The organism is Kineosporia babensis, from assembly GCF_021129305.1.
GTDB classification, from domain to species: Bacteria; Actinomycetota; Actinomycetes; order Actinomycetales; family Kineosporiaceae; genus Kineosporia; species Kineosporia babensis.
Map to the genome: position 1 here is coordinate 25,903 of NZ_JAJOMB010000015.1, position 20,010 is coordinate 45,912.

Below are 20,010 nucleotides of genomic sequence, written 5' to 3' on the forward strand. Positions count from 1 at the left end.
GTCCTCAGTCGTTTTGCCCGGCGACCACCAGAGCGTTCTCGTAGGCGAACACCACCGCCTGCACCCGGTCCCGCAGGCCGAGTTTCAGCAGGAGGCTGCTGACGTGGCTCTTCACCGTGGTCTCGGCGACGTGCAGTTGCGCCCCGATCTCCGCGTTCGACAAGCCCCTGGCCAGCAGGATCAGCGTCTCGCGCTCGCGGGCGGTGAGCTTCCCGGCGGCCGCGCTGGGAGCACTGGAGACGCCGCGTCGCGCGAAAGTCTCGACCAGCCGACGGGTCACCGAGGGGGAGAGCAGCGAGTCGCCGGAATGCACCACCCGGATCGCCTCGAGCAGTTTCTCGCGGGAGGCGTCCTTGAGCAGGAAACCCGCGGCCCCCGCCCGGACAGCCCCGAAGACGTACTCGTCCTCCTCGAATGTCGTAAGCACGAGAACTCGTGTGCTCGGGTACTTTTCGGTGATCGCAGCGGTTGCGGTGATGCCGTCGGTCCGGGGCATGCGCAGATCCATCAGGACCACGTCGGGTCGGTGCCGCTCGGTTTCCTCGAGTGCTGCGGTGCCGTCGGCGGCCTCGGCCACCACCTCGAGGTCGTCGAAGGCGGCCAGGACCAGGCGTAGTCCTATCCGGACGAGTTCCTGGTCGTCGGCGAGCAGGAGACGGATGGTCACGGGGTTTCGTCCTTCGGCAGGGGGAGGTGGGCAGTCAGGCGAAAACCAATGGGGGACGGGGTGGCTGGGTTCTCGACCATCAGCTCACCATGGGTTGCGGACACGCGTTCGCGCAGGCCGCGCAGCCCGTGGCCGTTGCTGACGATGCTGGCGGCGGTTCTTCCATCGTCCTCGACCATGACGTGAAGCTGCTCGCCCTGATAGTTCAGCTCGACCCTCACCCGGCTCGGGTCCTGAGCGTGTTTGAGCACGTTGGTCAGGCCTTCCTGAACGATGCGATACGCAGTGAGCTCAATGCCCGGCGGGGCTTCGCGCGTGATGCCGGTCAGCTGCAGAGTGACCGGCATCCCGGCCTGGCGGTGCTGCTGAACCAGATCGGGGATCCGCGATGCGGTCGGCGCGGGAGCCAGATCGATGGTGCTCGATGGTCTGCCGGTCGCCTGTTGCGTCGAGGCGGCGTCCGGCTCGCGCAGCACGTGCAGCATGCGCCGTAGTTCGGCCATGCTCTCCTCGCCGCTCTTCTCCACCCGGCGCAGCGCTTCTTCCGCCAGATCAGGGTTGCTGCGCACCGAGTCACGGGCACCTCGAACCCCCAGCAGCATCACGGTGACCGAATGAGCGACGATGTCGTGCAGCTCGCGGGCTATCGCCGTACGTTCGGCCTGAGCGGCGATCAGATCCCGCTGCTCGCGCTCGCGTTCCAGCTGCTCGGCCCGCTCGGACAAGGCCGAGACGTAGCGCAGCCGGGTCTGGACGTAAACACCCGCTGCCCAGGCCAGGATGGGCACCGGCACTGCGCTGATCGAGCTGACCTGCAGCACGATCGCGGTCACCACCACTGCCGGCACCGATCGACGTCGTTCTTCCCGCAGCCCGACCAGTCCGATCGCCACGACCGCAGGCGCCCCGCCGGGGTAGGCCCCGATCGCCGCCAGGACGGCCTCGATCAGCAGAATCGATGTGAGAACACTCAGGGGGCAGCGGCGATGCAGCAAGATCAGCATCCCGGCGCAGACGCTCAAGGCCACCGTGATGCTCGGGTGCGGTGCTTCCGGTGCACCAAAACTGTCTGACAGAAGACCAATTTCGATCCCGGTCGTGCCGGCCGCCAGCGCCAGATCCACCAACCGGGCCCGAGCGTTCGGCGACACCCGCTGCCTGCCCAGCTCGATCGTCCGCCGGCCCCACCCGAGGATCTTCCGAACTGTCACTGTCCCCGCCCACCCAGCGTGATCGTCCGTTGGAGCTACCAGAACTTCCAGGTCAGAACCCATCTCGCGGTACCGCGCCGCAGATCGTCCGTGCCATCGTTCGGTGCTGAAAAAGTCTGCGGTCAGAGCGATCTCGTACCGCCATCTTACGCACCCTTCCCGGAAGGTGAGTTCTGTCGGTGCCCCCGGCTACGGTGTTCCCATGAATCCGGGGGTTCTTGGCGAGATCATGCCGCTGGCGTTGCTCGATTCGGTGAGCGTGGCCACGCTGCTGGTGCCGGTGCTCTTCCTGCTGGGCGAGGGCCCGCTGCGCTACGGCAATGTGTTCCGCTATCTGCTCGTGGTGGCAGCGGGCTATCTGCTGCTCGGCCTGCTGCTGATCGCCGGCCTGAGCACGTTCCGCACCACCGCGGCCGAGGTTGCCCAGTCCGGCCCGGGCGACCTCGCGATCACTGGGCTGGCCATCGGCCTGGTGCTGTTCGCGGCTGGCTACGGCCTGTGGCAGCGGCTGAAACCCGCGGGCGAGAGCCGTCTTCTGGGCTGGCGGGACAAGGTGGTGGGCCCGGAGGCGTCCTGGCGTGGGGTGCTGCTGATCGGGGTTGTCGCGGTGCTGCTCGAGAGCGTCATGATGTTCCCGTACCTGATCGCAGTCGACCGCTTGGACGGCTCGGGCAACACCTGGCTGGGCAACGCGTTCTCGCTGGCTCTGTACTGCCTGCTGATGGTTCTGCCCGCGGCTGTGCTCACCATCGGCCGCCGCTTTGCCGGGCACCTCCTGCAGCCTCTGCTGGTCCGGATCAACGCCTGGATCCAGCGCACCGAACGTGAGGACACCGCCTGGATCATCGCCATCGCGGGAGTCCTTCTCTTCACCACCACCGACCTGTTCGATGCGCTGATGGAGTAGCGCCCTGCCTGGGCACGTACGGCAAGAAAGACGTCAATCAGCTGTTCTGGACGGCCGGAGAAAGGGAACGCATGACAGACGAAGTGCCTCTGGCGGGATCGGTCGGCAACGCGGGCAAGGTGTTCCGCGTCGGCGACACCGTGCGCAGACCCTGGCGTCCGCACACCCCGGCCACCCACGCACTCCTCGAGCACCTGGCCCAGGTCGCGCCCGGCGTTGCCCCGGTACCCCTCGGCCAAGACGAGCAAGGCCGCGAGGTCCTTGGCTGGTTGGCCGGTGACGTGGCCATTCCACCCTTCCCGGCCTGGTCGTTCGAGGACTTCTACCTGATTTCGCTAGGCCGGCTGCTGCGTCGGATACACCAGGCGCTGGAAGGATGGCAGCCCCCTCTGGGCAGCGTCTGGGCCTCGGAACTGACCGACCCTGAAGGTGGTCCCCTGATCATCCACGCCGACATCTGCCCCGAGAACATCGTGGCCCGCGACGGCGCTGCGATTGCGGTGCTGGACTGGGAATTCGCTGCGCCGGGGCGAGCAGTCTGGGACGTGGTCAGCACCGCCCGCCTGTGTGTCCCCTTCACTCATCCCAGCCGTCACGACCCGTCCGTCCCACCTCTGGGTATGGCCGAGATGCGCCGACGGCTACACGTTTTCCTGGATGCCTACGGACTTTCGCACGAGGACCGGCTGGCCTTTCCCCGCGTCGCCGCTCAACGTGCCGAGGTCGGAGAACGGTTCGTCCGGGGCCGGGTGGCAGCCGGAGAAGAAGCCTTCGCTGCTCGCTGGGCCACACCGGAGGGAGAAGCACGGCTGAAGGCCGAAAAGGACTGGATTGCAGGCCTGCCGGACGATGTCGCGCTCACCGCCGGCGGCCGAGAATAGGAGGAGAACCAGACCGCGGTGCTCGATCCGGGGCACCCGGTGCTCTGCCTGCTCCGGCCCACGGGCAGGATGCGGTGAACAGGTCGGCCCTTGGGGTGACCGCGTCGATGAGGAGGAAGCGATGGGCTGGCCGCGAGTGGATGGGCTACGCGCTATGGAACTGGGTAGCCCGGGGGAGATGCGGGCCGAGCTGAACGGGCTGGTGCTGGCCGGGACCAAGCGGGCTACGGCGGGCTTGTTCTCGGACTACGAGGAGGACGGCGAGGCGATCGAGCAGCCGGGCGAAGTGATGGTGCTGGTGGACGACGATCTGGCCGAGGTGGGGCGGATCGTGATCACCGGGTTCGAGGTGGTGCCGTTCGACCAGGTCACCGACGAGTTCGCGCGATCCGAGGGGGAGGGCTTCGCCGACCACGCCGCCTGGGCCGTGGCTCATCGGAGGTTCTGGGAGTCCTATGGCCTGGTGATCACCGGCGAGACCCTGATCTCCTGCACCTCGTTCCGGCTGGCCAACGGCTGAGGAGGGCGGCCGCTGACATCGATGGCCCGGAAGAATCTGGGCAAAAGGATCTCGCCGACGTAGTGTGCTGCTGCGGGGACGGAGCGTGCGGGAGGGGTCTGCGATGAAGCCGACGGCGTGGGTGTGGCTGATCTGTGCGGTGGCGCTGCTGATTGCGGCGGGTCTGGCGTTCTCGGGCAGCATCTATCCGGCGGCGATCGTGCTGCTCCTGGTCAGCGGGGTGCTGGTGGCCCACCGCCTGCGCTGACCGGACGTCTTGGAGCCCAGGCAGCTTGGGGTCAGGACAGCTTGGAGCCTGGCCCGCTTGTGGTTGGACGGCTTGGAGCCTGGACGGCTTGGGGTCAGGACGGCTTGGGGCCAGGGCGGCTTGGGGTTGGATGGCTTGGAGCCTGGACGGCTTGGGGTCAGGACGGCTTGGGGCCAGGGCGGCTTAGGGTTGGACGGCTTATGGCTTGGGCCGCTTGGAGCCAGGGCCAGTTGGAGCCAGGGCCAGTTGGAAGACCGGGACTGCTTGGGTCCGGATGGCTCGGAAGCTGGACGGCTGACGAACCAGCTCGCTCAGAACAGGGCGGGCACCAGCAACGAGAGCAGGGCCAGCGCCAGGCCGATGCCGCCGAGGACCATGATCTGGGTGCGCTGCTGCTCGGTGGGCACCTCGCCCCGGCGGGACTGCTGATAGGCCGCGATGACGATGCGCAGCACCAGGATCATCACGACGATGGCCGCCACGGCGAGCACGATCAGAAGAGCGAATTCCACGGGCCCAACCCTACGGGGCCCACCTGCATGCTCATCTCAGCCCCGCCTACCCCACCTCGGCCGGCGGGCCCAGGCGTGATCAGGCGTGATCAGGCGGGCTCGGGGGCAGGCAGTGCGAGCTCAGAGGCAATGAGGTGGGCTCAGCTCTACAGCCCCCAGGCGCTCAAGACCCCGGTGTAGGGCTTCGCCGGTGGCCGGGCGAACTCGCTGTGTTTTCCGGTGGCCAGTCCCAGCCGCACCAGGGACTCGGCGAACACCGTGGCGGCGGCCACCCCGTCCACGATCGGTGAGCCGAGAGCGTCCTCAATTACCGCACAAAGGTCCGCCATCCCCGCGCAGCCCAGCACCACCGCATCCGAGCCGTCCCGCTCCAAAGCCCGCCGGCACTGCTCGGTGACCACCGCCCGGGCCTGCGGGTCGGTCTCCAGCGCCAGCACCGGGATGTCACAGCTGTACACGCCCAGACAGCGCTCGCCGAAGCCGTACGCCCGCGCCAGGTCCCAGGCCCGTCCGGTGGTTCGTTCCAGCGTGGTCACCACACTGAAACCGCGCCCCAGAAACGCCGCCGCATGCATCCCTGCCTCGGCGATCCCGATCACCGGCCCGCGTGCGAGCTCACGGGCGGCGTCCAGGCCGGGGTCACCGAAACAGGCCACCACGTAGGCCGAAACACCGTCCTGCTCGCCGCGTCGGATTTCCGCCAGCAGCCCGGGCACCGCGAGCGCCTCGTCGTAGTGACTCTCGATCGAGACCGGACCGCACTGCGGGTTCACCGCCTCGACGACCGTGCCGGGATGCGCCACCGCACGGGCGCTCCGGCCGATCAGTTCGGTCATCGAGGCGGTGGTGTTCGGGTTGATCACCCGGATCAGCATGCTCAGTGATCCGCCCCGGCGAGCGCCTGCTGGGTGGCCGATCCGGGCCGTCCGGCCAGCCCGAAGTACGCCACGAAACCGAGCGCGCAGCCGATGAACCAGCTGAAGTCGCTCACCCAGCCACCCGATCCGGTGACCGAGGGGATCACCACCGAGGCGATCGAGAACGCGCCGGCGATGGCCGTGGCGAGCACCGCGTCCGGGTTGTAGCCCCCGACGTACCAGTACTTTCCGTCCGGGGACATGGTGAACAGGTCGTCGACCACCACGTGCTCACGCCGCACCAGGTAGTAGTCGGCGATCAGCACCCCGAACAGCGGCCCGATCAGCGCGCCGAGCACCCCCAGCGTGTACTGGATCGCGTCGGCGTTGTCGTACCAGTTCCACGGGGTCAGCAGCACCGATCCGACCGCGGCGATCATCCCGCCGGCCCGCCAGCTGATCTTCTGCGGGTTCACGTTGGAGAAGTCGAAGGCCGGGGAGATGAAGTTGGCGACGATGTTGATCCCGATCGTCGCGGTGGTGAAGGTCAGGGCGCCCAGGACGATGGCGAAGGTGTTGTCGATCCGCGAGACGGTCTCCACCGGGTCGGTGATCAGCTCGCCGAACACCGGCAGGGTGGCCGCCGCGGTGAGCACGGTCAGCAGCGAGAACACCAGGAAGTTGACCGGCAGGCCGAGGAAGTTGCCGCGCTTGACCGCATCGAAACTGCGCCCGTAACGCGAGAAGTCGCCGAAGTTCAGCATCGGCCCGGAGAAGTAGGAGACCACCAGCGCGATCGCCGAGAGCATGGTGGTGACCACGCTCCAGCCGGTCAGGTTCTCCGAGGAGAGGTTCAGTGAGACGTGCCATTCGGACTTCCACAGCAGATAGCCGCAGAGCAGGAACATGACCACGTAGACGGCCGGGCCGCAGAAGTCGATGAACCGGCGGATGCTCTCCATGCCCATCCAGAACACCGCCGCCTGCAGCACCCAGAGCAACGCGTACGTGCCCCAGCCCAGGTAGGACAGGCCGAGGAACCCGTACTGCCCCGCGTCCGCGTAGGGGGCCAGGCCGTCGAAGAGCCGGACCAGCACGATGTCGAGGGCGGCTGAGGCGAGGTAGGTCTGAATGCCATACCAGGCAACGGCAATCGCCCCACGGATGATGGCCGGGATGTTGGCGCCCCGGACGCCGAACGGGGCGCGGCAGATCACGGGGTACGGAACTCCGGCGACCTGGCTGGGTTTTGCCACCAGGTTGCAGAAGAACTGGACGATGACGATGCCCACCACCAGGGAGACGAGCACCTGCCAGGATGTCAGCCCCAGGGCGAAAAGACTTCCGGCGGTGACGTAACCGCCGACGCTGTGCACGTCCGACATCCAGAACGCGAAGATGTTGTACGTGCCCCATTTCTGCTCGGCCAGGGGCGCCAGATCGTCGTTGGTGAGACGTGGGTCGTACCCCGCCTTGATCACCGGTACCCCGGCTGGATGCTCGGGGGTCAGATGATGAGCGACGTCTTCGGCCATGAGCTTGCTCCCAGGTCAGAGGGGGATCAGGGGCTCTTATGACGCTAGGTCTGCTTTGTTGCTACCTGATGTCAGCACTCATATATCTTCCTGGTCGGCCAGGAGACCTGCGCGTGAGGGCAGCCGCGCGATCACTTCCTCCAGCCGTTCGTGATGCTGCGCGGCCACCTCCAGCAGGGCATTCGTGTCCCGGGCGATGAACGCCGCCAGCATCGCGGTGTGCTCGCGGTGCAGCTTGGACCGTTCGGCATCAGGCAGCCAGCGCATCGGCTGGAACGGCTCGGTCACGTTCCAGGCGGACTCGAACATGCGCTGCAGGCGGTGCATCCGGCAGGGCGTGATCAGCGCCAGGTGGAAGTGCCGGCTCTCGCGGTGGTAGCTGCGTGGATCCCAATCGGTCTGCAGCGCCTCCAGAGCGGCATGAGCCTCGGCAGCCACGGCGATGTCGGTCGGGGTAGCCATTTCTACGGCGGCGCGCAGGGCCGCGGACTCCAGCACTCCGCGCACGAGGTAGATCTCGGCCAGTTCCCGCCGGGTCAACTGAGCCACCACGTAGCCCGCGTTCGGCCGGTGCGCCACTAGGTTCTCGCCCACCAGCGTCTTCAGCGCCTCCCGCACCGGGATCGGACTTACCCCGAACAACGCCGCTACCTCGGCCAGCGGAATGGGGGTACCAGGTGGCGCCCCTCCCTCCAGGATCGCCCGCCGGAGCTCGTCAAGAATGACCTGCTGTGGGCTGCCGTTCCGGCGTGGTTCGAGTTGGTCGAGTAGAACCGAACGCCGTCCCTGGCTCATCGGGGCAAGCTACCGGAGGAGGTGGGTGGTGCAGCGGGCGTGCAACGAGCAGTTAATAAAGGAGACCAACGGACGTTCGTGGCCACCGCATGCGCAGGTGCCCACAACGTCCCTGATTAACTCTTAGAACAAAGACATCTGCCCCGCGTCAGCCAGCTCGGCCGCATTACGGGCAGCCCGGCTGATCGTGGGCCGGGGGAGCGTGATCACCCTGTCCTTGTTCTCCGGACGGGAGCGCGGTCCCTGCCCGTAGACCCGCTCGCCGTACCAGGAAGGCGGATCCCCACCGGTCAGCGCCCACAGCGAGGCGCCGAGCCGGATGTCACGGGCCCGCAGCGTTTCTTGCAGGCGGGCCGGATCCAGCGGCAGCGTCATCGTGGCGACCTTGGGAATGCGCAGGTCACGCCGCATCTCCATCAGGTGCTGGTTGCGGGCCACGTTGTCCCGGGCCTCCTGGCCGGCCAGCGCAGCGGTGGCGGCCGGGCCGATCAGCGCAGCAATGTCTTCTTCCCGGCCGTTGTCGAGCACCAGGTAGACGTTCTCAACCGTGTCGAACTCGGTGAGCAACCTGGCCGCGCGCTTGGGCCCCACTCCGAAGGCCCCCGGCAGGTTGTCCGAGGCGTCCCCCCGCAGCGCGGCGAAGTCCTTGTACTGATCGGGACGTACCCCGTACTGGGCCTGCAACCCCGACGGGTCGATCAGCGGCGATCCGTCGATCCCGCCGTTCATCACCCGCAGCACCGAGGTGTTGTCGTCGACCAGGGCGAACATGTCGCGGTCGCTGGTGACGACGGTGGAGCGGTAGCCGTGCCGGCGGGCGGCGCGCGCTGAGGAGGCCATCACGTCGTCGGCCTCGTAGCCCTTCGGCACCACCACGGTGATCCCGGCAGCGGCGAGAAAACCGGGGGCGGCATCGAGCTGGAGGCACAGGTCCTCGGACTTCTCCGGCCGGTGCGCCTTGTACCCGTCGTAGTCCCCGCGCCGCACCGACTCCCCGGCGGCGCAGTCGAAGCCCACCACCAGGGCATCCGGCCGCAGGCGGGCGGCGGCCGTGGCCAGGAAGCTGATCAGCCCCTTGAGCGCCCAGACCGGGGCCCCGTCGGGATCGCGCAGGTCACCCTGGGACATCGCGTGGTGAGCGCGGTGCAGGAGGCTGTTGCCGTCGACAGCCAGCAGCAGGGGAACGGGCACGTGCCCCAGGATGCCTCAGACGATCGCGTCGGCGCACGCTCCTGGCCCGGAAAATCTCGAACGAGTGTTCGACCTGCCTCGATCGAGTGAGCCGGATCACCCTGTCCGCCCGGGCTGCGGGAGGAACGGCCGGAGCGTCCGATCCCGCAGAATCCCAAAGAGCCTGGATACAGTGTGCCGGTGAGCGAACCGCGGTGGCTGAGCGACGAGGAACAGAAGGCCTGGCGAAAGTTGGCCGCGGTCTTCACCCTGCTACCGGCATCTCTCGACGCCCAACTGCAGCACGACGCCTCGCTCACCCACTTCGCCTACTTCGCCCTGGCGATGCTGTCCGAGGCGCCGGACCGCAAGCTGCGGATGAGCGAGCTGGCCGCCCGTTCCAGCAGTTCGCCCAGCCGGCTCTCGCACACCATCAGCCGGCTGGAGAACCGCGGCTACGTGCGCCGCTTCCGGGCCGCCGAGGACGGCCGCGGCCAGGTCGCGCAGCTCACCGACGAGGGGATGAACGCCCTGGTCGGGATGGCGCCGGGGCACGTGGAGGCGGTCCAGCGGTTCGTCTTCGACGCGCTCAGCACCGAGCAGGTGCAGCAGCTGAACGAGATCTCCACGGCCATCCTGGGCAAGCTCGACCCGGACGGCACGCTGGTGCCCCCGCCGCCGCTGAACAACTCCGGTAGCTCGGGCGGCGGCGAGGGCTGAACCTCAGCGCAGGTCGCTGATCGCCTTCCGGACCCGCTGCTCCGACACCGGGTAGGCGGTCTTCAGCCCGGAGCCGAACAGGCTCACCCGCAGCTCCTCCAGCATCCAGCGCACGCCGATCACGTCGTCCTCGCGCCGCCGGGACGGGGGTAGCTGGGCCACCGTCTCCTGGAACTCCGAGCGCAGCGCCAGCACCTGTTCCTGGAAACCGCGGTCGCGCTGGTGACGTTCGGGCAGCTTCTCCAGCCGGCGCTGCATGGCCTGCAGATAACGGACGAGGTCCGCCAGTTTGGTCGCGCCGGTTGCGGTGACGAATCCGGGGAAGACCAGAGCGGCCAGCTGTGAGCGCAGGTCGGTCAGCCCCGGCAGCAGGGCCGGGCTGGACGTCGACTTCAGCGCCAGCTCGATCTCCCGGGCCAGGCCGAGGATCGTCGCGGTGGTGGCGAGCACGGTGGTCACCTCGGGGTGCACCTCCTGCCGCACCTCCAGCAGCAGCCGCTCGAACCCGGCCTGGTCCCAGGCCGGGCCGCCCGCCTGGTCCACCAGATTGTCGATCGCCGCGCCCAGGCAGTCGTCGAACAGGTCGGACGGGGTCTTGTGCGGGGCCTGGGCCAGCGCCAGCTTCTGCCGGTTGCTCAGCCGGGCCAGCACCGGCTTGGCCGGCGAGGCGATGTTCAGCATGATCAGCCGGCGGGTGCCGGCCTTCATCGAGCGCCGCTGATCGCCCTGGTCCTCCAGCACCTTCACGTCGACCGCCTCGCCCCGGTCCACCAGCGCCGGATACCCCTGCACGGTGAGCCCGGCCGACTTGTGCTCGACGTGGCGCGGGATCGTCCCGACCGTCCAGGTCTTCAGGCCCTTGGACTCGGTCTGCGCGACCGCGGAGGAGATCTCCTGGCGCAGCTTGGGCCGGAGCTTCTCGCGCAGCTTGGCCAGGCTCTTGTCCTCACCCAGCCGGGCCCCCTTCTCGTCGTGCACCCGGAAGGTGACCTTCAGGTGATCGGGCACCTTGGCCAGGTCCCACGAGCCCTCCGGGATGTCCACCCCGGTGAGCTCGTACAGCTCGTCCTCCAGGGCCGGGAACAGCGGCTCGGAGCCAGGTTCGGTGTCGGCCAGCCGCTCCAGCACCCCCTTGGCCCGATCCGGGGCCGGGGTCAGGCTCTTGCGCAGCGGCTTGGGCAGCGACCGGATCAGCTCGGTGACCAGTTCCTGCCGCAGACCCGGGATCTGCCACTCGAAGTCCTGCTCGCGCACCTGGTTCAGGGCCGCCAATGGCAGGTGCACGGTGACCCCGTCGGCCGCGGTACCGGGCTCGAACTGGTACGTCACCTTCAGGTCGAGCCCGCCGGCCCGCCAGGTGGCCGGGTAGTCCTCGGCCGAGACCTTGGGGGCCTCGGGTGCGAACAACATGGACGTCCAGAAGCTGAGCTGGTCGGGGCGCTCGCGGCGGGCCTTCTTCCACCACGAGTCGAAGTGCGCCACCGAGACCACGTCGGCCGGGACCCGCTGGTCGTAGAAGTCGAACAGGATCTCGTCGTCCACCACGATGTCGCGGCGGCGCACCTTCTCCTCCAGCGACTCCACATCGCCCAGCAGCTTGCGGTTCTCGTGGAAGAACGCATGGCTGGTCCGCCACTCACCCTCGACCAGGGCGTGCCGGATGAACAGCTCGCGGGACAGCTCCGGATCGATCCGGCCGTAGCCCACCGTGCGCCCGACCACCACCGGAATGCCGTACAGCGTGACCCTTTCGGTGGCCACCACCGAGCCGCGTTTCTTCTCCCAGCGCGGCTCGCTGTAGTGCCGCTTGACCAGGTGCCCACCCAGTCGCTCGATCCACAACGGGTCGATCCGGGCGGCGGTGCGGCCCCACAGGCGGGAGGTCTCGACCAGTTCACCGACCATCACCCAGCGCGGGGTGCTGCGGAACAGCGCCGACCCGGGCTGGATGGCGAACTTGGCGCTGCGCGCACCCAGATACTCCCGGGTCTCGGCCTCTTTCAGCCCGACCTGGGAAAGCAGCCCGGCAAGCAACGAGAGATGAACCTTCTCCGCCTGGGAGTCGGAAACCGGCTCCAGGACATCCTCAATCTCTTCCACATCCACTGCTTCGGGATCGAAGCTGGACGTGGCCCGCCCACCGGCCACCCGAATTCCCGCGCTGCGCAGCACCTGCCGCAGCTGACCGTGCAGGTCCTGCCACTCCCGGATGCGCTGGCTGTGCAGGAACTCGTCGCGGCACATCCGCCGGAAGCGCCCGGAGCCGTACTCCTTCTGCTTGCCGCCCACGTAGTTCCACAGGTTCACGTAGCTCAGGAAGTCCGAGCGCTGGTCCTTGAACCGGGCGTGCGACTGGTCGGCCTGGGCCTGCTTGTCGGTCGGCCGCTCGCGCGGGTCCTGGATCGACAGCGCCGATACGATCACCAGCACGTCGGCCAGGCAACCGTTACGGTCGGCCTCGACCAGCATCCGGGCCAGCCGCGGGTCCACCGGGAGCTGGGCCAGCGTTCGGCCCATCCCGGTCAGCCGTTTGCGTTCCTCCGTCTGTTCCGGGTCTATGGCCCCGAGCTCGTGCAACAGGGCCACGCCGTCCTTGATCTGGCGCGGGTCCGGCGGGTCGAGGAACGGGAACTTCGCCACGTCGCCCAGGTTCAGCGACGTCATCTGCAGGATGACCGCGGCCAGGTTGGTCCGCAGGATCTCCGGATCGGTGAACTGCGGCCGGTTCTCGAAGTCGTCCTCGCTGTACAGCCGGATGCAGATGCCGTCCGAAAGCCGGCCGCACCGGCCCTTGCGCTGGTTCGCCGAGGCCTGCGAGACCGGCTCGATCGGCAGCCGCTGCACCTTGGTCCGGAAGCTGTACCGGCTGATCCGGGCCGTGCCCGGGTCGATCACGTACCTGATTCCCGGCACCGTGAGCGAGGTCTCGGCCACGTTGGTGGCCAGCACGATCCGCCGGCCGGTGTGCGGTGCGAAGACCTTGTGCTGCTCGGCCGCGCTGAGCCGGGCGTACAGCGGCACCACTTCGGTGTTCGCGCCCACGTGCCGGTTGAGAGCCTCTGCCGCGTCACGGATCTCGCGCTCACCGCTGAAGAACACGAGCACGTCGCCCGGGCCCTCGGCCTCGAGCTCGTCGACCGCCTCGATCACCGCCTCGAGCGGGTCGCGGGTGACCTCGGTGGTGACACCTTCCTCATCGGTTTCCTCGGACAGCACCAGCGGGCGGTAGCGGACCTCGACCGGATAGGTCCGGCCGGAGACCTCGATGATCGGGGCGTCGTCGAAATGCCGGGAGAAGGCCTGTGGATCGATCGTGGCCGAGGTGATCACGATCTTGAGATCCGGCCGCCGGGGCAGCAGTTGCTTGAGGTAGCCGAGCAGGAAGTCGATGTTGAGGCTGCGCTCGTGCGCCTCGTCGATGATGATCGTGTCGTAGCGCGAGAGCAGCCGGTCGCGCTGCATCTCGGCCAGCAGGATGCCGTCGGTCATCAGCTTGACCAGCGTCGCCTCGCTCGCCTGGTCGGTGAAACGGACGGTGTAGCCGATGGTTTCGCCGACCTCGCCACCGAGTTCCTCGGCGATCCGCTCGGAGACCGAACGGGCGGCCAGCCGCCGCGGCTGGGTGTGCCCGATCATCCCGCGCACCCCGCGGCCCAGCTCCAGGCAGATCTTGGGCAGCTGGGTGGTCTTGCCCGAGCCGGTTTCCCCGGCGACGATCACCACCTGGTTCTCGGCGATCGCCTTGAGCAGGTCGTCCCGGCGCTGGCTGACCGGTAGCTGCTCGGGGTAGCTGACGGCCGGGACCGAGGCCCGGCGGTGCTCCACCCGAGCCTTGGCGGCAGCGATCTCCCGCTCGATCTGCGCGAGTTCGGTGCTCTTCTCCTCCTCGGTGCGCCGTCGGGAGTGCAACACCGAGTCGAGCCGCCGGCCCAGCCGGCGCTCGTCGCTCAGGGATACCAGATTCAGGTCGGTCCGCAGCTGGTTTACAGCTGAAACCCAGGTTTGTGTGCTCATCTGCGCGAAATCCTAGACACCACAGGGAAAACTTGCGTGGCCGGGTGGCCTTGTCATTACTATTTTCATCTTCAACGACCTCTTGGGAGGATCTACCATGACTGCAACCCTCCGCAGCACCGGAGAGAAGCAGCCCGCCGCCGAAGCCGCGTCCACCGGCTTCAGCCGCCGCCGGGCGATGACCGTCTGCTCCCTCACCCTGCTGGGGGCCGCGGGCCTGGCCGCCTGCGGCGGTGGCAGCGACGACGAGGCCTCCACGGGTACCGGCACCAGTGCCCCCGAGAGCTCGGGCAGCTCCGGCGGCTCGGCCGGTGGCCAGACCATCGCCGCCGTGTCCGACATCGCCGAGGGTGAGGCCGCCGGGTTCGAGCTGGACGGTGACCCGATCATCGTGGCGATGCCGGCCGCCGAACAGCCGGTGGCCTTCTCCGCGGTCTGCCCGCACCAGGGCGCGACCGTCCAGGTCCAGGGTGACCAGCTCGTCTGCCCGCTGCACAATTCGATCTTCGAGAAGGACACGGGCGCTTTCGTCTCAGGTCCGGCGGACGGCCAGGGGCTGACCCCGGTCGAGGTCTCGGTCGAGAACGGGAACATCGTCACGTCCTGACCCATTCCCTGCTCATCGTCGCAGGATCCAGGCGCCGGGCCCGGCAAGTCAAACGACTTACCGGGCCTGGCGGGTGAGCTCGATCGTCCCCCGGGCGCGGGTCGGCTCGGTGGGGGAGATCAGAGTGCCGGCGCCGTCCACCGCCCGGGCCGTCAGCTCCCAGGTGTACTGCCCCTGGGCCAGGCGGGTACCCCCGCCGGAACGGCCGTCCCAGACCACACCGCGCAGGCTCCCGTCGCTTATCGTCCGGGAGCCGTCGGGCGCAGTGACCTTGATGGTGCGCACCACCCGTCCGGCGGGGCCCACAATTCGCAGCGTGGCGTCGCGGATCGGACGCGTCACGTCGAACTGCGGCTGCCACAGGTCGTACTTGCCGTCCCCGTCCGGAGTGAAACCCAGGGGAGCGGCCGGCGCGATCAGACGGGGGCGTAAGTCCACCGCGAACGGCAGCCGCTGCAGCAACACCTCGCTACCGAAGACCCCCCGCACCTCCCGGGCCACAAGATTGCCGTCCAGGGCGAAGCGAGTGGTGGCGCCGGGCAGCACGACGGGGGTAGAGCCCGGAGCCGAGAGATCGATCAGGCTCAACGCCTCGCCGTCCCGCCAGGCCAGCACGTTCTCCCGCAGGGTCAGGCCGGTGATCGGCTGTGGATCCGAGCCGATGATCAGGCCCAGGCCGGTGTCCACGTCGCGGATCTGTCCGGTGCGCAGGTTCTGCACCGAGATCCGGCCACCGTCACAGCTGGTCCAGGCGGCGGTACCGGCCCAGATCGCCACCTGCGGCGCCTTCGGGCACTTGCTGGTGTCGAGACGGACCGGCAGCGGGCGATCGGCGTTGACCGACCACACCCCGGCCAGGTCGGCGCCGCTCTCGTCGGTCCCGCCCTCCGGCACCGAATAGACGATGTCGGGCCCGAACAGGTCGTCGTCCCCGCCGAGCGCGGCCGCGGCCGGCTCGGTCCAGACCAGTTCCCCGTCCGGCCGGAACACCTGCCCCGCCACCAGGGTGTACGCCCCGGAGACCAGCGGCTCCACGTCGGTGACCCGGGCGCGGCCCTGGCCGGGAACCTGCACGAAGCGCTGGGCGACCACGGCAGTGGTGCGGCCCTGATCGATCAGCTGCCACTGCGTGGCGGTGCCGGGGTTCTGCAGGACGCCGCGGCCGGCCGAGTACGAGATCGGGACAGCAGAAGTGCTTTTGGACGGGAAGCCCGCCAGTTGCCGCAGCCGGGTCTTCGTGCCCAGCGCGATCGGGTCCGGCTCGGCGTCGAGCAGATTGCCGTAGACCGCGGCCGCCTGCGGACGAGCGGCGGAGCGGTCGGTGTAGTGCAGAGCACCGGCCGACAGGGCCCAGGAGGTGAGGGGATAACGCGCGGGCGGGATCTGGGCGATTTTCGTCACCGACCGGCCCTGGATCAGCACCACCGCCGGGTGACGTCCGCTGGCGGCCGTGTAGAAGCGGTCGCTGACCATGTCCAGCCCGGAGCCGGCGGTCACCCCCTTGGGCAGGACCACCCGAACGACCTTCTTGATGCCGCTCGTCCGGTGCTCCAGGACCCAGCGTCCTCGGTAGCGCACGATCCGGCCGGCCCGATCACCGAACTGCAACCATTTCCCCGCGCCTCCGGCGGCGATCTTCCCGTCGGGGCCGAGCTGCGTGTACGGCGTGGTCGCCTCGCCGCCCCGAGGCTTCTCCCGCACCGCCAGGGAGCGTGCATCGCTCTTGGTCACGTCTTCACCGGTGGCCAGATCCAGCCGGTTCTCCTGGGGGTAGGTATTACCCCTACGCCCGCCGCCGAGCTCGTACCAGGTCAGCAGCCCTCCGGCCACGCTCAGCCGGACCAGCGAGCCGTCGCGCGTGGGTACCCCCGCCCCGGGCCGCTCCGTCAGCTTCATCGAACCGTCCGGACCGGTCAGCGCTCCGGTGTAGACGACGGGCGGAGAGTCTGATCCTTCGGCGGATGCCTGCCACACCGCTATCCCGTCCTCCGACGCCCCGATCAGCCGCGTCGCAGTAGGGGCCGGGTGCCCCAGCATCTTGAGGGTGGCCTCGGGCTGCACCGTGCGCGCAGCCAGGGCTTCGGCGCGGGTACGGACGGGTTCGTCGGCGCTCCCGGGGGCATTGACCGCTCCGGTGAGGATCAGCGACAGGGCCAGCGTGGCAGGGAAGAGGTGGATGTAGCGGAACGGGTACCCGCGCGGGCTTTTCTCGGGGGTAGGGGGTTCGCCTGGCGGAGTGGTGTGAACGACCTCCAGGTCGGTGTCCAGGCGGACCTCGAGGTCGGGCGCGCTGCGGGGGCGGACAACCACGCTGGGCCGCGGAGTCGTCTGAGCGTCTTGCGCCTGGGATCCGGACACCTGGGAATGGTGCTCCGCGATCAGGACGGATGCACGCACCTCACCGGCCCATATTCGGTGGACGTCAGCTCAGACCGGGGCGGCGCCCGGCCTTGCCCTGGACCCGCCGCATCTGTTGCCCCACGGGGGATTTGCCCGTACCGCAACCCGGTCCGCGCGGTTACCGCAACCTGATGGTGGGCCCGGCCGTCCCCCCTGGTCGGCCGGGCCCACCGTCTGTGGGGCGGACTCAGCCGGGCAGCAGCGCCGCCCAGCGGGCCAGACTCAGGTCGAAGATGCGGATCGGCTCGCCGAGGTCCTGAGCCTGCAGAGCGTTGGGGCCGAGCGTGGTGGCCGGCAGCAGGGCCAGGGCGATCAGGAGTTGCAGAGCCCGGCGGGGGCGGGAGACCGGACGGGTGGAGACGGGCCTGCTGCGCAGGAATGACGTGGGCATGAAAAGAAATCCCCGTAGAGGTGGTGGAATCAGCCTGGGTACCGGTGAGAGGACCGGTGCCTGCACACGGGAAGTGACGTGGTCCGACTTCCCCGAACGCGCGGCGATGACGGTGAAGAGCATGCCGGTTCAAGAATTCTCACGCACGTCCCCTTCTCAGGGGACTCAACGGCCGAGTTCGATCCGCCCGGAGATCTTCTTGCCGTCCGTGGCCGTGGTGAGTGCTGCACCGGAGGCCGAGCGGGCAGTGAGGTTCCAGCGGTAGTAACCGACCGCGGCCTTGTCGCCCGAACTGCTCTTGCCGTCCCAGACCAGGTCGCGGATGCCGCCGTCGGCCGTGTCGGTGGTGCGCAGCGTCCGGATCGCGTTGCCCGATCGCTCGGAAACGATCTGCAGCGTGGCCTCGGCCAGGGGTTCGGTGGTGTCGAACTGCGGGGCCCAGGTGTCGCGTTTGCCGTCACCGTTCGGGGTGAAGCCCAGCATGCTGATCCGGCCGGTGAGCCGCGGGTGCGAGACGACCTCGAAAGGCAGCGCCGAGACGGCGAGATCGAGGTTTGCGGGGCCGGCCAGTGAACGGCCCACGAGCCCCGAATCCAGTACCAGAGAACGGGTCGTGCCCGGCAGCGTGGTCGGGGTGCTGGTGGCTGACGACAGGTCGAGCACGGCCGCCCGGCCCGAGTTGGTCCAGGCCAGAGCTCCTTCGCCGAGAGTCAGGTTCGTGGTCGCCTTTCCGGTGGCGACCGAGCGGGTCTTTCCGGTCACCAGATCACGTACGGACGCCTGCGTGCGGCTGCAGTTGGTCCAGGCGGCTTTTCGTCCCCACAGAGAGACCTCCGGAGCCCGAGCACAGGTCTGCTCGAACAGCTTGCGCTGCTTGCGGTTCTCGGAGTTGGACAGCCAGACCTGAGCGCGTTTCTTCGCTGTGGTGCCGTACAGCACCTGGGAACCGAACAGGTCGTCCTGCTCGGCGAGCCGGGCCGCGGCCGGAAGGGTCTGCAGCAGTTCGCCGTTCGCCCGGAACACCTGGCCGGCCAGCAGCGCGTAGGGCCCGGAGACCTGCGGATCGGGATCGACCAGGACGCTGCGGTTCTTACGGCGTACCGGGCTCTGCTCCAGGCTCGTTGTGCGCCGGTCTCGGTCCAGCAGATCCCACTGCAGGTTGTACCGGTTGCTTGCGACCAGCCCTCGGGCGCCGGAGAACGAGATGGGAAGCGCATTCTCGGCGTCGGGCAGGCCGCCGGCCGGGGTGTCCAGCAGACTCTCGTCACCGAGCTGGGCCTGCGCGGAGACCGGTCGGGCCCAGAGAGCAAGGCTTCGGCCCGACCCTTGCGAGCGGTCGGCGTAGTAGATCTTGCCCGAGTTCAGACTCCATGCGTTCATCGGGAACTCGGCCACCGGGATCGACGCCGCCGGAACGGGCGCGCCGCCCGGGGCGATGCGGTAGACCCCCGGCGCGCTGCCCAGACCGGTCGCCGTGACGAAGTCGTTGCCCACCGCCGCCAGACCGGAACTGCCCACCGGGAGCTGCACGTCGGTGGCCGAGTTACCGCTGACCATCCGCAACGACACGGAATTGCCCTCGGCCGGGACCAGATAGCCCACCGTTCCGTTGTCGGCCACCACCAGTTCGTCCAGCATCGCCTTCGCGTCGCTCTCCACCCGGGAGGCCGCGGTTCCACCGGTTCGCGGCATGGAAGAGACTGTGGTGGTGCCGGCTGCGTCTTTGGTGGCCCAGGCGACGGTGCGGGAACCGAGCGCCAGATCGACCAGGCCCGTCTTACCCCCGGTCAGCAATGTGGAGGGGAGCCCGATGCTGAGCGGGATCTGGAGTAGCTGGAGGTCGCCGGTCGGGCTGAACGACTTGTCGCCCGGGAGGTAGTTACGGACGGCTGCGACGGCCGTGGTCGCGTCGGCGTCCCAACCCGCCATGGAGGCCATCGGCGTAGGAGCGTAGAGGCTGGTCTTTCCAGTCCAGGCGGAGCTGTCCTTGCCCGGGGCAGTCGGCACTGGGAGCACCTGCAGCGCCGGGGAGGGCAGGGGATAGGTGCTGAACGGATCGGGCGAGGCTACCCACGCCGTGGCGCCCAGGAGACTGAAATCCGTCCCGGAGGCCCGGCCGTCGACCGTGGTTCGGCCGGTGAGCAGGTCGGTGCGGTGCAGCAGGGTGCTGGAGCTGGCCGACCCGGAGCTGGCGATGCCCCAGGACAGTTGGTCGCCGGTGACTTCACCGGAAATGAACCGCTCGCGAGAACCCAGAGCGCCAGGGATCTGCGGACGAGCGGTGAGCGTGCTTCCCCAGGCTCCGGTGTGAACGACCGACTGCCCGCCGGCGGCCGCGTCCTGCTGTACGGCCACTCCGCTGGGTGAGGCCCCGAGCAGAGTTACGCCGGTGGCCTCGATGTGCGCCGGGACCTCGGTGTCGGCTTGGGCCGTTCCCACACCGCCGAGAATCAGGGCAAAAGTGGCCGTCCCGGCCAGAAATGAGCGTGTGTAGTAAGGCACCGCGATCCCCCGAGCGCGCAGCAGACGAAGACGCCAGGAGTCTGCCGAGCCTCAGCGGGAGCGTGCACGTCGCC

Annotated in this window: 17 protein-coding genes; 6 read left to right on the top strand and 11 right to left on the bottom strand. The window is 68.7% G+C overall.

Features of this window, described 5'->3' with window-relative positions:
* Positions 1 to 4: 4 nt before the first annotated feature.
* Together LR394_RS24820 and LR394_RS24825 are read right to left on the bottom strand one after the other, a co-directional pair.
* A complete protein-coding gene (locus LR394_RS24820) occupies positions 5 to 667 on the bottom strand; it encodes a response regulator (RefSeq protein ID WP_231446412.1) in 663 nt (220 codons plus the stop codon).
* Positions 664 to 1,878: a sensor histidine kinase gene (locus tag LR394_RS24825; RefSeq protein WP_231446414.1), complete on the bottom strand. Its 1,215-nt coding sequence runs from the start codon at positions 1,876 to 1,878 to the stop codon at positions 664 to 666. The genes LR394_RS24820 and LR394_RS24825 overlap by 4 nt, the downstream gene beginning before the upstream one ends.
* A gap of 202 nt (positions 1,879 to 2,080) precedes the next feature.
* Here LR394_RS24825 and LR394_RS24830 point away from each other — a divergent pair, with 202 nt between their 5' ends.
* The 4 genes from LR394_RS24830 (at position 2,081) to LR394_RS24845 (ending at position 4,433) form a co-directional block, all read left to right on the top strand.
* Complete coding sequence (locus tag LR394_RS24830) at positions 2,081 to 2,785, top strand: GAP family protein (RefSeq protein ID WP_231446416.1); 705 nt, start codon at positions 2,081 to 2,083, stop codon at positions 2,783 to 2,785.
* Positions 2,786 to 2,856: 71 nt separating this feature from the next.
* Positions 2,857 to 3,666 (top strand): phosphotransferase, encoded by an 810-nt coding sequence (locus tag LR394_RS24835; protein WP_231446418.1) that lies wholly within the window; start codon positions 2,857 to 2,859, stop codon positions 3,664 to 3,666.
* A gap of 154 nt (positions 3,667 to 3,820) precedes the next feature.
* The gene (locus tag LR394_RS24840) at positions 3,821 to 4,186 is read left to right on the top strand and encodes an ASCH domain-containing protein (RefSeq protein ID WP_231446419.1); all 366 of its coding nucleotides are present in this window, start codon (positions 3,821 to 3,823) and stop codon (positions 4,184 to 4,186) included.
* Between the two features lie 103 nt (positions 4,187 to 4,289).
* Positions 4,290 to 4,433 (top strand): hypothetical protein, encoded by a 144-nt coding sequence (locus tag LR394_RS24845; RefSeq protein WP_231446420.1) that lies wholly within the window; start codon positions 4,290 to 4,292, stop codon positions 4,431 to 4,433.
* 311 nt (positions 4,434 to 4,744) lie between these two features.
* Here LR394_RS24845 and LR394_RS24850 read toward each other — a convergent pair whose 3' ends face one another.
* The 5 genes from LR394_RS24850 to LR394_RS24870 all read right to left on the bottom strand — a co-directional run bounded on the left by LR394_RS24850 (position 4,745) and on the right by LR394_RS24870 (position 9,323).
* Positions 4,745 to 4,945: a hypothetical protein gene (locus tag LR394_RS24850; RefSeq protein ID WP_231446421.1), complete on the bottom strand. Its 201-nt coding sequence runs from the start codon at positions 4,943 to 4,945 to the stop codon at positions 4,745 to 4,747.
* Between the two features lie 146 nt (positions 4,946 to 5,091).
* Positions 5,092 to 5,820, bottom strand: coding sequence for an aspartate/glutamate racemase family protein (locus tag LR394_RS24855; protein ID WP_231446422.1), 729 nt, complete (start codon positions 5,818 to 5,820; stop codon positions 5,092 to 5,094).
* 2 nt (positions 5,821 to 5,822) lie between these two features.
* Positions 5,823 to 7,337, bottom strand: coding sequence for an NCS1 family nucleobase:cation symporter-1 (locus LR394_RS24860; RefSeq protein WP_231446423.1), 1,515 nt, complete (start codon positions 7,335 to 7,337; stop codon positions 5,823 to 5,825).
* A 78-nt stretch (positions 7,338 to 7,415) separates the two neighbouring features.
* Positions 7,416 to 8,132: a GntR family transcriptional regulator gene (locus LR394_RS24865; protein WP_231446424.1), complete on the bottom strand. Its 717-nt coding sequence runs from the start codon at positions 8,130 to 8,132 to the stop codon at positions 7,416 to 7,418.
* Between the two features lie 123 nt (positions 8,133 to 8,255).
* Positions 8,256 to 9,323 (bottom strand): 5'-3' exonuclease, encoded by a 1,068-nt coding sequence (locus LR394_RS24870; RefSeq protein WP_231446426.1) that lies wholly within the window; start codon positions 9,321 to 9,323, stop codon positions 8,256 to 8,258.
* A 180-nt stretch (positions 9,324 to 9,503) separates the two neighbouring features.
* Between LR394_RS24870 and LR394_RS24875 the strand changes: the two genes are divergently transcribed.
* Positions 9,504 to 10,022, top strand: a complete 519-nt coding sequence (locus LR394_RS24875) for a MarR family winged helix-turn-helix transcriptional regulator (RefSeq protein ID WP_231446428.1) — start codon at positions 9,504 to 9,506, stop codon at positions 10,020 to 10,022.
* Between the two features lie 3 nt (positions 10,023 to 10,025).
* Here LR394_RS24875 and hrpA read toward each other — a convergent pair whose 3' ends face one another.
* Positions 10,026 to 14,036, bottom strand: a complete 4,011-nt coding sequence (hrpA, locus tag LR394_RS24880) for an ATP-dependent RNA helicase HrpA (RefSeq protein WP_231446430.1) — start codon at positions 14,034 to 14,036, stop codon at positions 10,026 to 10,028.
* Between the two features lie 97 nt (positions 14,037 to 14,133).
* Here hrpA and LR394_RS24885 point away from each other — a divergent pair, with 97 nt between their 5' ends.
* Complete coding sequence (locus tag LR394_RS24885) at positions 14,134 to 14,643, top strand: Rieske (2Fe-2S) protein (RefSeq protein WP_231446432.1); 510 nt, start codon at positions 14,134 to 14,136, stop codon at positions 14,641 to 14,643.
* Positions 14,644 to 14,700: 57 nt separating this feature from the next.
* On the opposite strand, the gene LR394_RS24890 is transcribed toward LR394_RS24885, so the two are convergent.
* The 3 genes from LR394_RS24890 to LR394_RS43175 all read right to left on the bottom strand — a co-directional run bounded on the left by LR394_RS24890 (position 14,701) and on the right by LR394_RS43175 (position 19,936).
* A complete protein-coding gene (locus LR394_RS24890) occupies positions 14,701 to 17,001 on the bottom strand; it encodes a hypothetical protein (RefSeq protein ID WP_231446434.1) in 2,301 nt (766 codons plus the stop codon).
* Positions 17,002 to 17,230: 229 nt separating this feature from the next.
* Positions 17,231 to 17,434 (bottom strand): hypothetical protein, encoded by a 204-nt coding sequence (locus LR394_RS24895; RefSeq protein WP_231446437.1) that lies wholly within the window; start codon positions 17,432 to 17,434, stop codon positions 17,231 to 17,233.
* A 165-nt stretch (positions 17,435 to 17,599) separates the two neighbouring features.
* A complete protein-coding gene (locus LR394_RS43175; RefSeq protein WP_231446439.1) occupies positions 17,600 to 19,936 on the bottom strand; it encodes a FlgD immunoglobulin-like domain containing protein in 2,337 nt (778 codons plus the stop codon).
* Between the last annotated feature and the right edge of the window lie 74 nt (positions 19,937 to 20,010).

Bases quoted from the DNA above. Each gene is read 5' to 3' on its own strand.
- LR394_RS24855 (WP_231446422.1), bottom strand. From the start codon at position 5,820: ATGCTGATCCGGGTGATCAACCCGAACACCACCGCCTCGATGACCGAA.
- LR394_RS24840 (WP_231446419.1), top strand. From the start codon at position 3,821: ATGGAACTGGGTAGCCCGGGGGAGATGCGGGCCGAGCTGAACGGGCTG.
- LR394_RS24860 (WP_231446423.1), bottom strand. From the start codon at position 7,337: ATGGCCGAAGACGTCGCTCATCATCTGACCCCCGAGCATCCAGCCGGG.
- LR394_RS24885 (WP_231446432.1), top strand. From the start codon at position 14,134: ATGACTGCAACCCTCCGCAGCACCGGAGAGAAGCAGCCCGCCGCCGAA.
- hrpA (WP_231446430.1), bottom strand. From the start codon at position 14,036: ATGAGCACACAAACCTGGGTTTCAGCTGTAAACCAGCTGCGGACCGAC.
- LR394_RS24845 (WP_231446420.1), top strand. From the start codon at position 4,290: ATGAAGCCGACGGCGTGGGTGTGGCTGATCTGTGCGGTGGCGCTGCTG.
- LR394_RS24865 (WP_231446424.1), bottom strand. From the start codon at position 8,132: ATGAGCCAGGGACGGCGTTCGGTTCTACTCGACCAACTCGAACCACGC.
- LR394_RS24835 (WP_231446418.1), top strand. From the start codon at position 2,857: ATGACAGACGAAGTGCCTCTGGCGGGATCGGTCGGCAACGCGGGCAAG.
- LR394_RS24830 (WP_231446416.1), top strand. From the start codon at position 2,081: ATGAATCCGGGGGTTCTTGGCGAGATCATGCCGCTGGCGTTGCTCGAT.
- LR394_RS24895 (WP_231446437.1), bottom strand. From the start codon at position 17,434: ATGCCCACGTCATTCCTGCGCAGCAGGCCCGTCTCCACCCGTCCGGTC.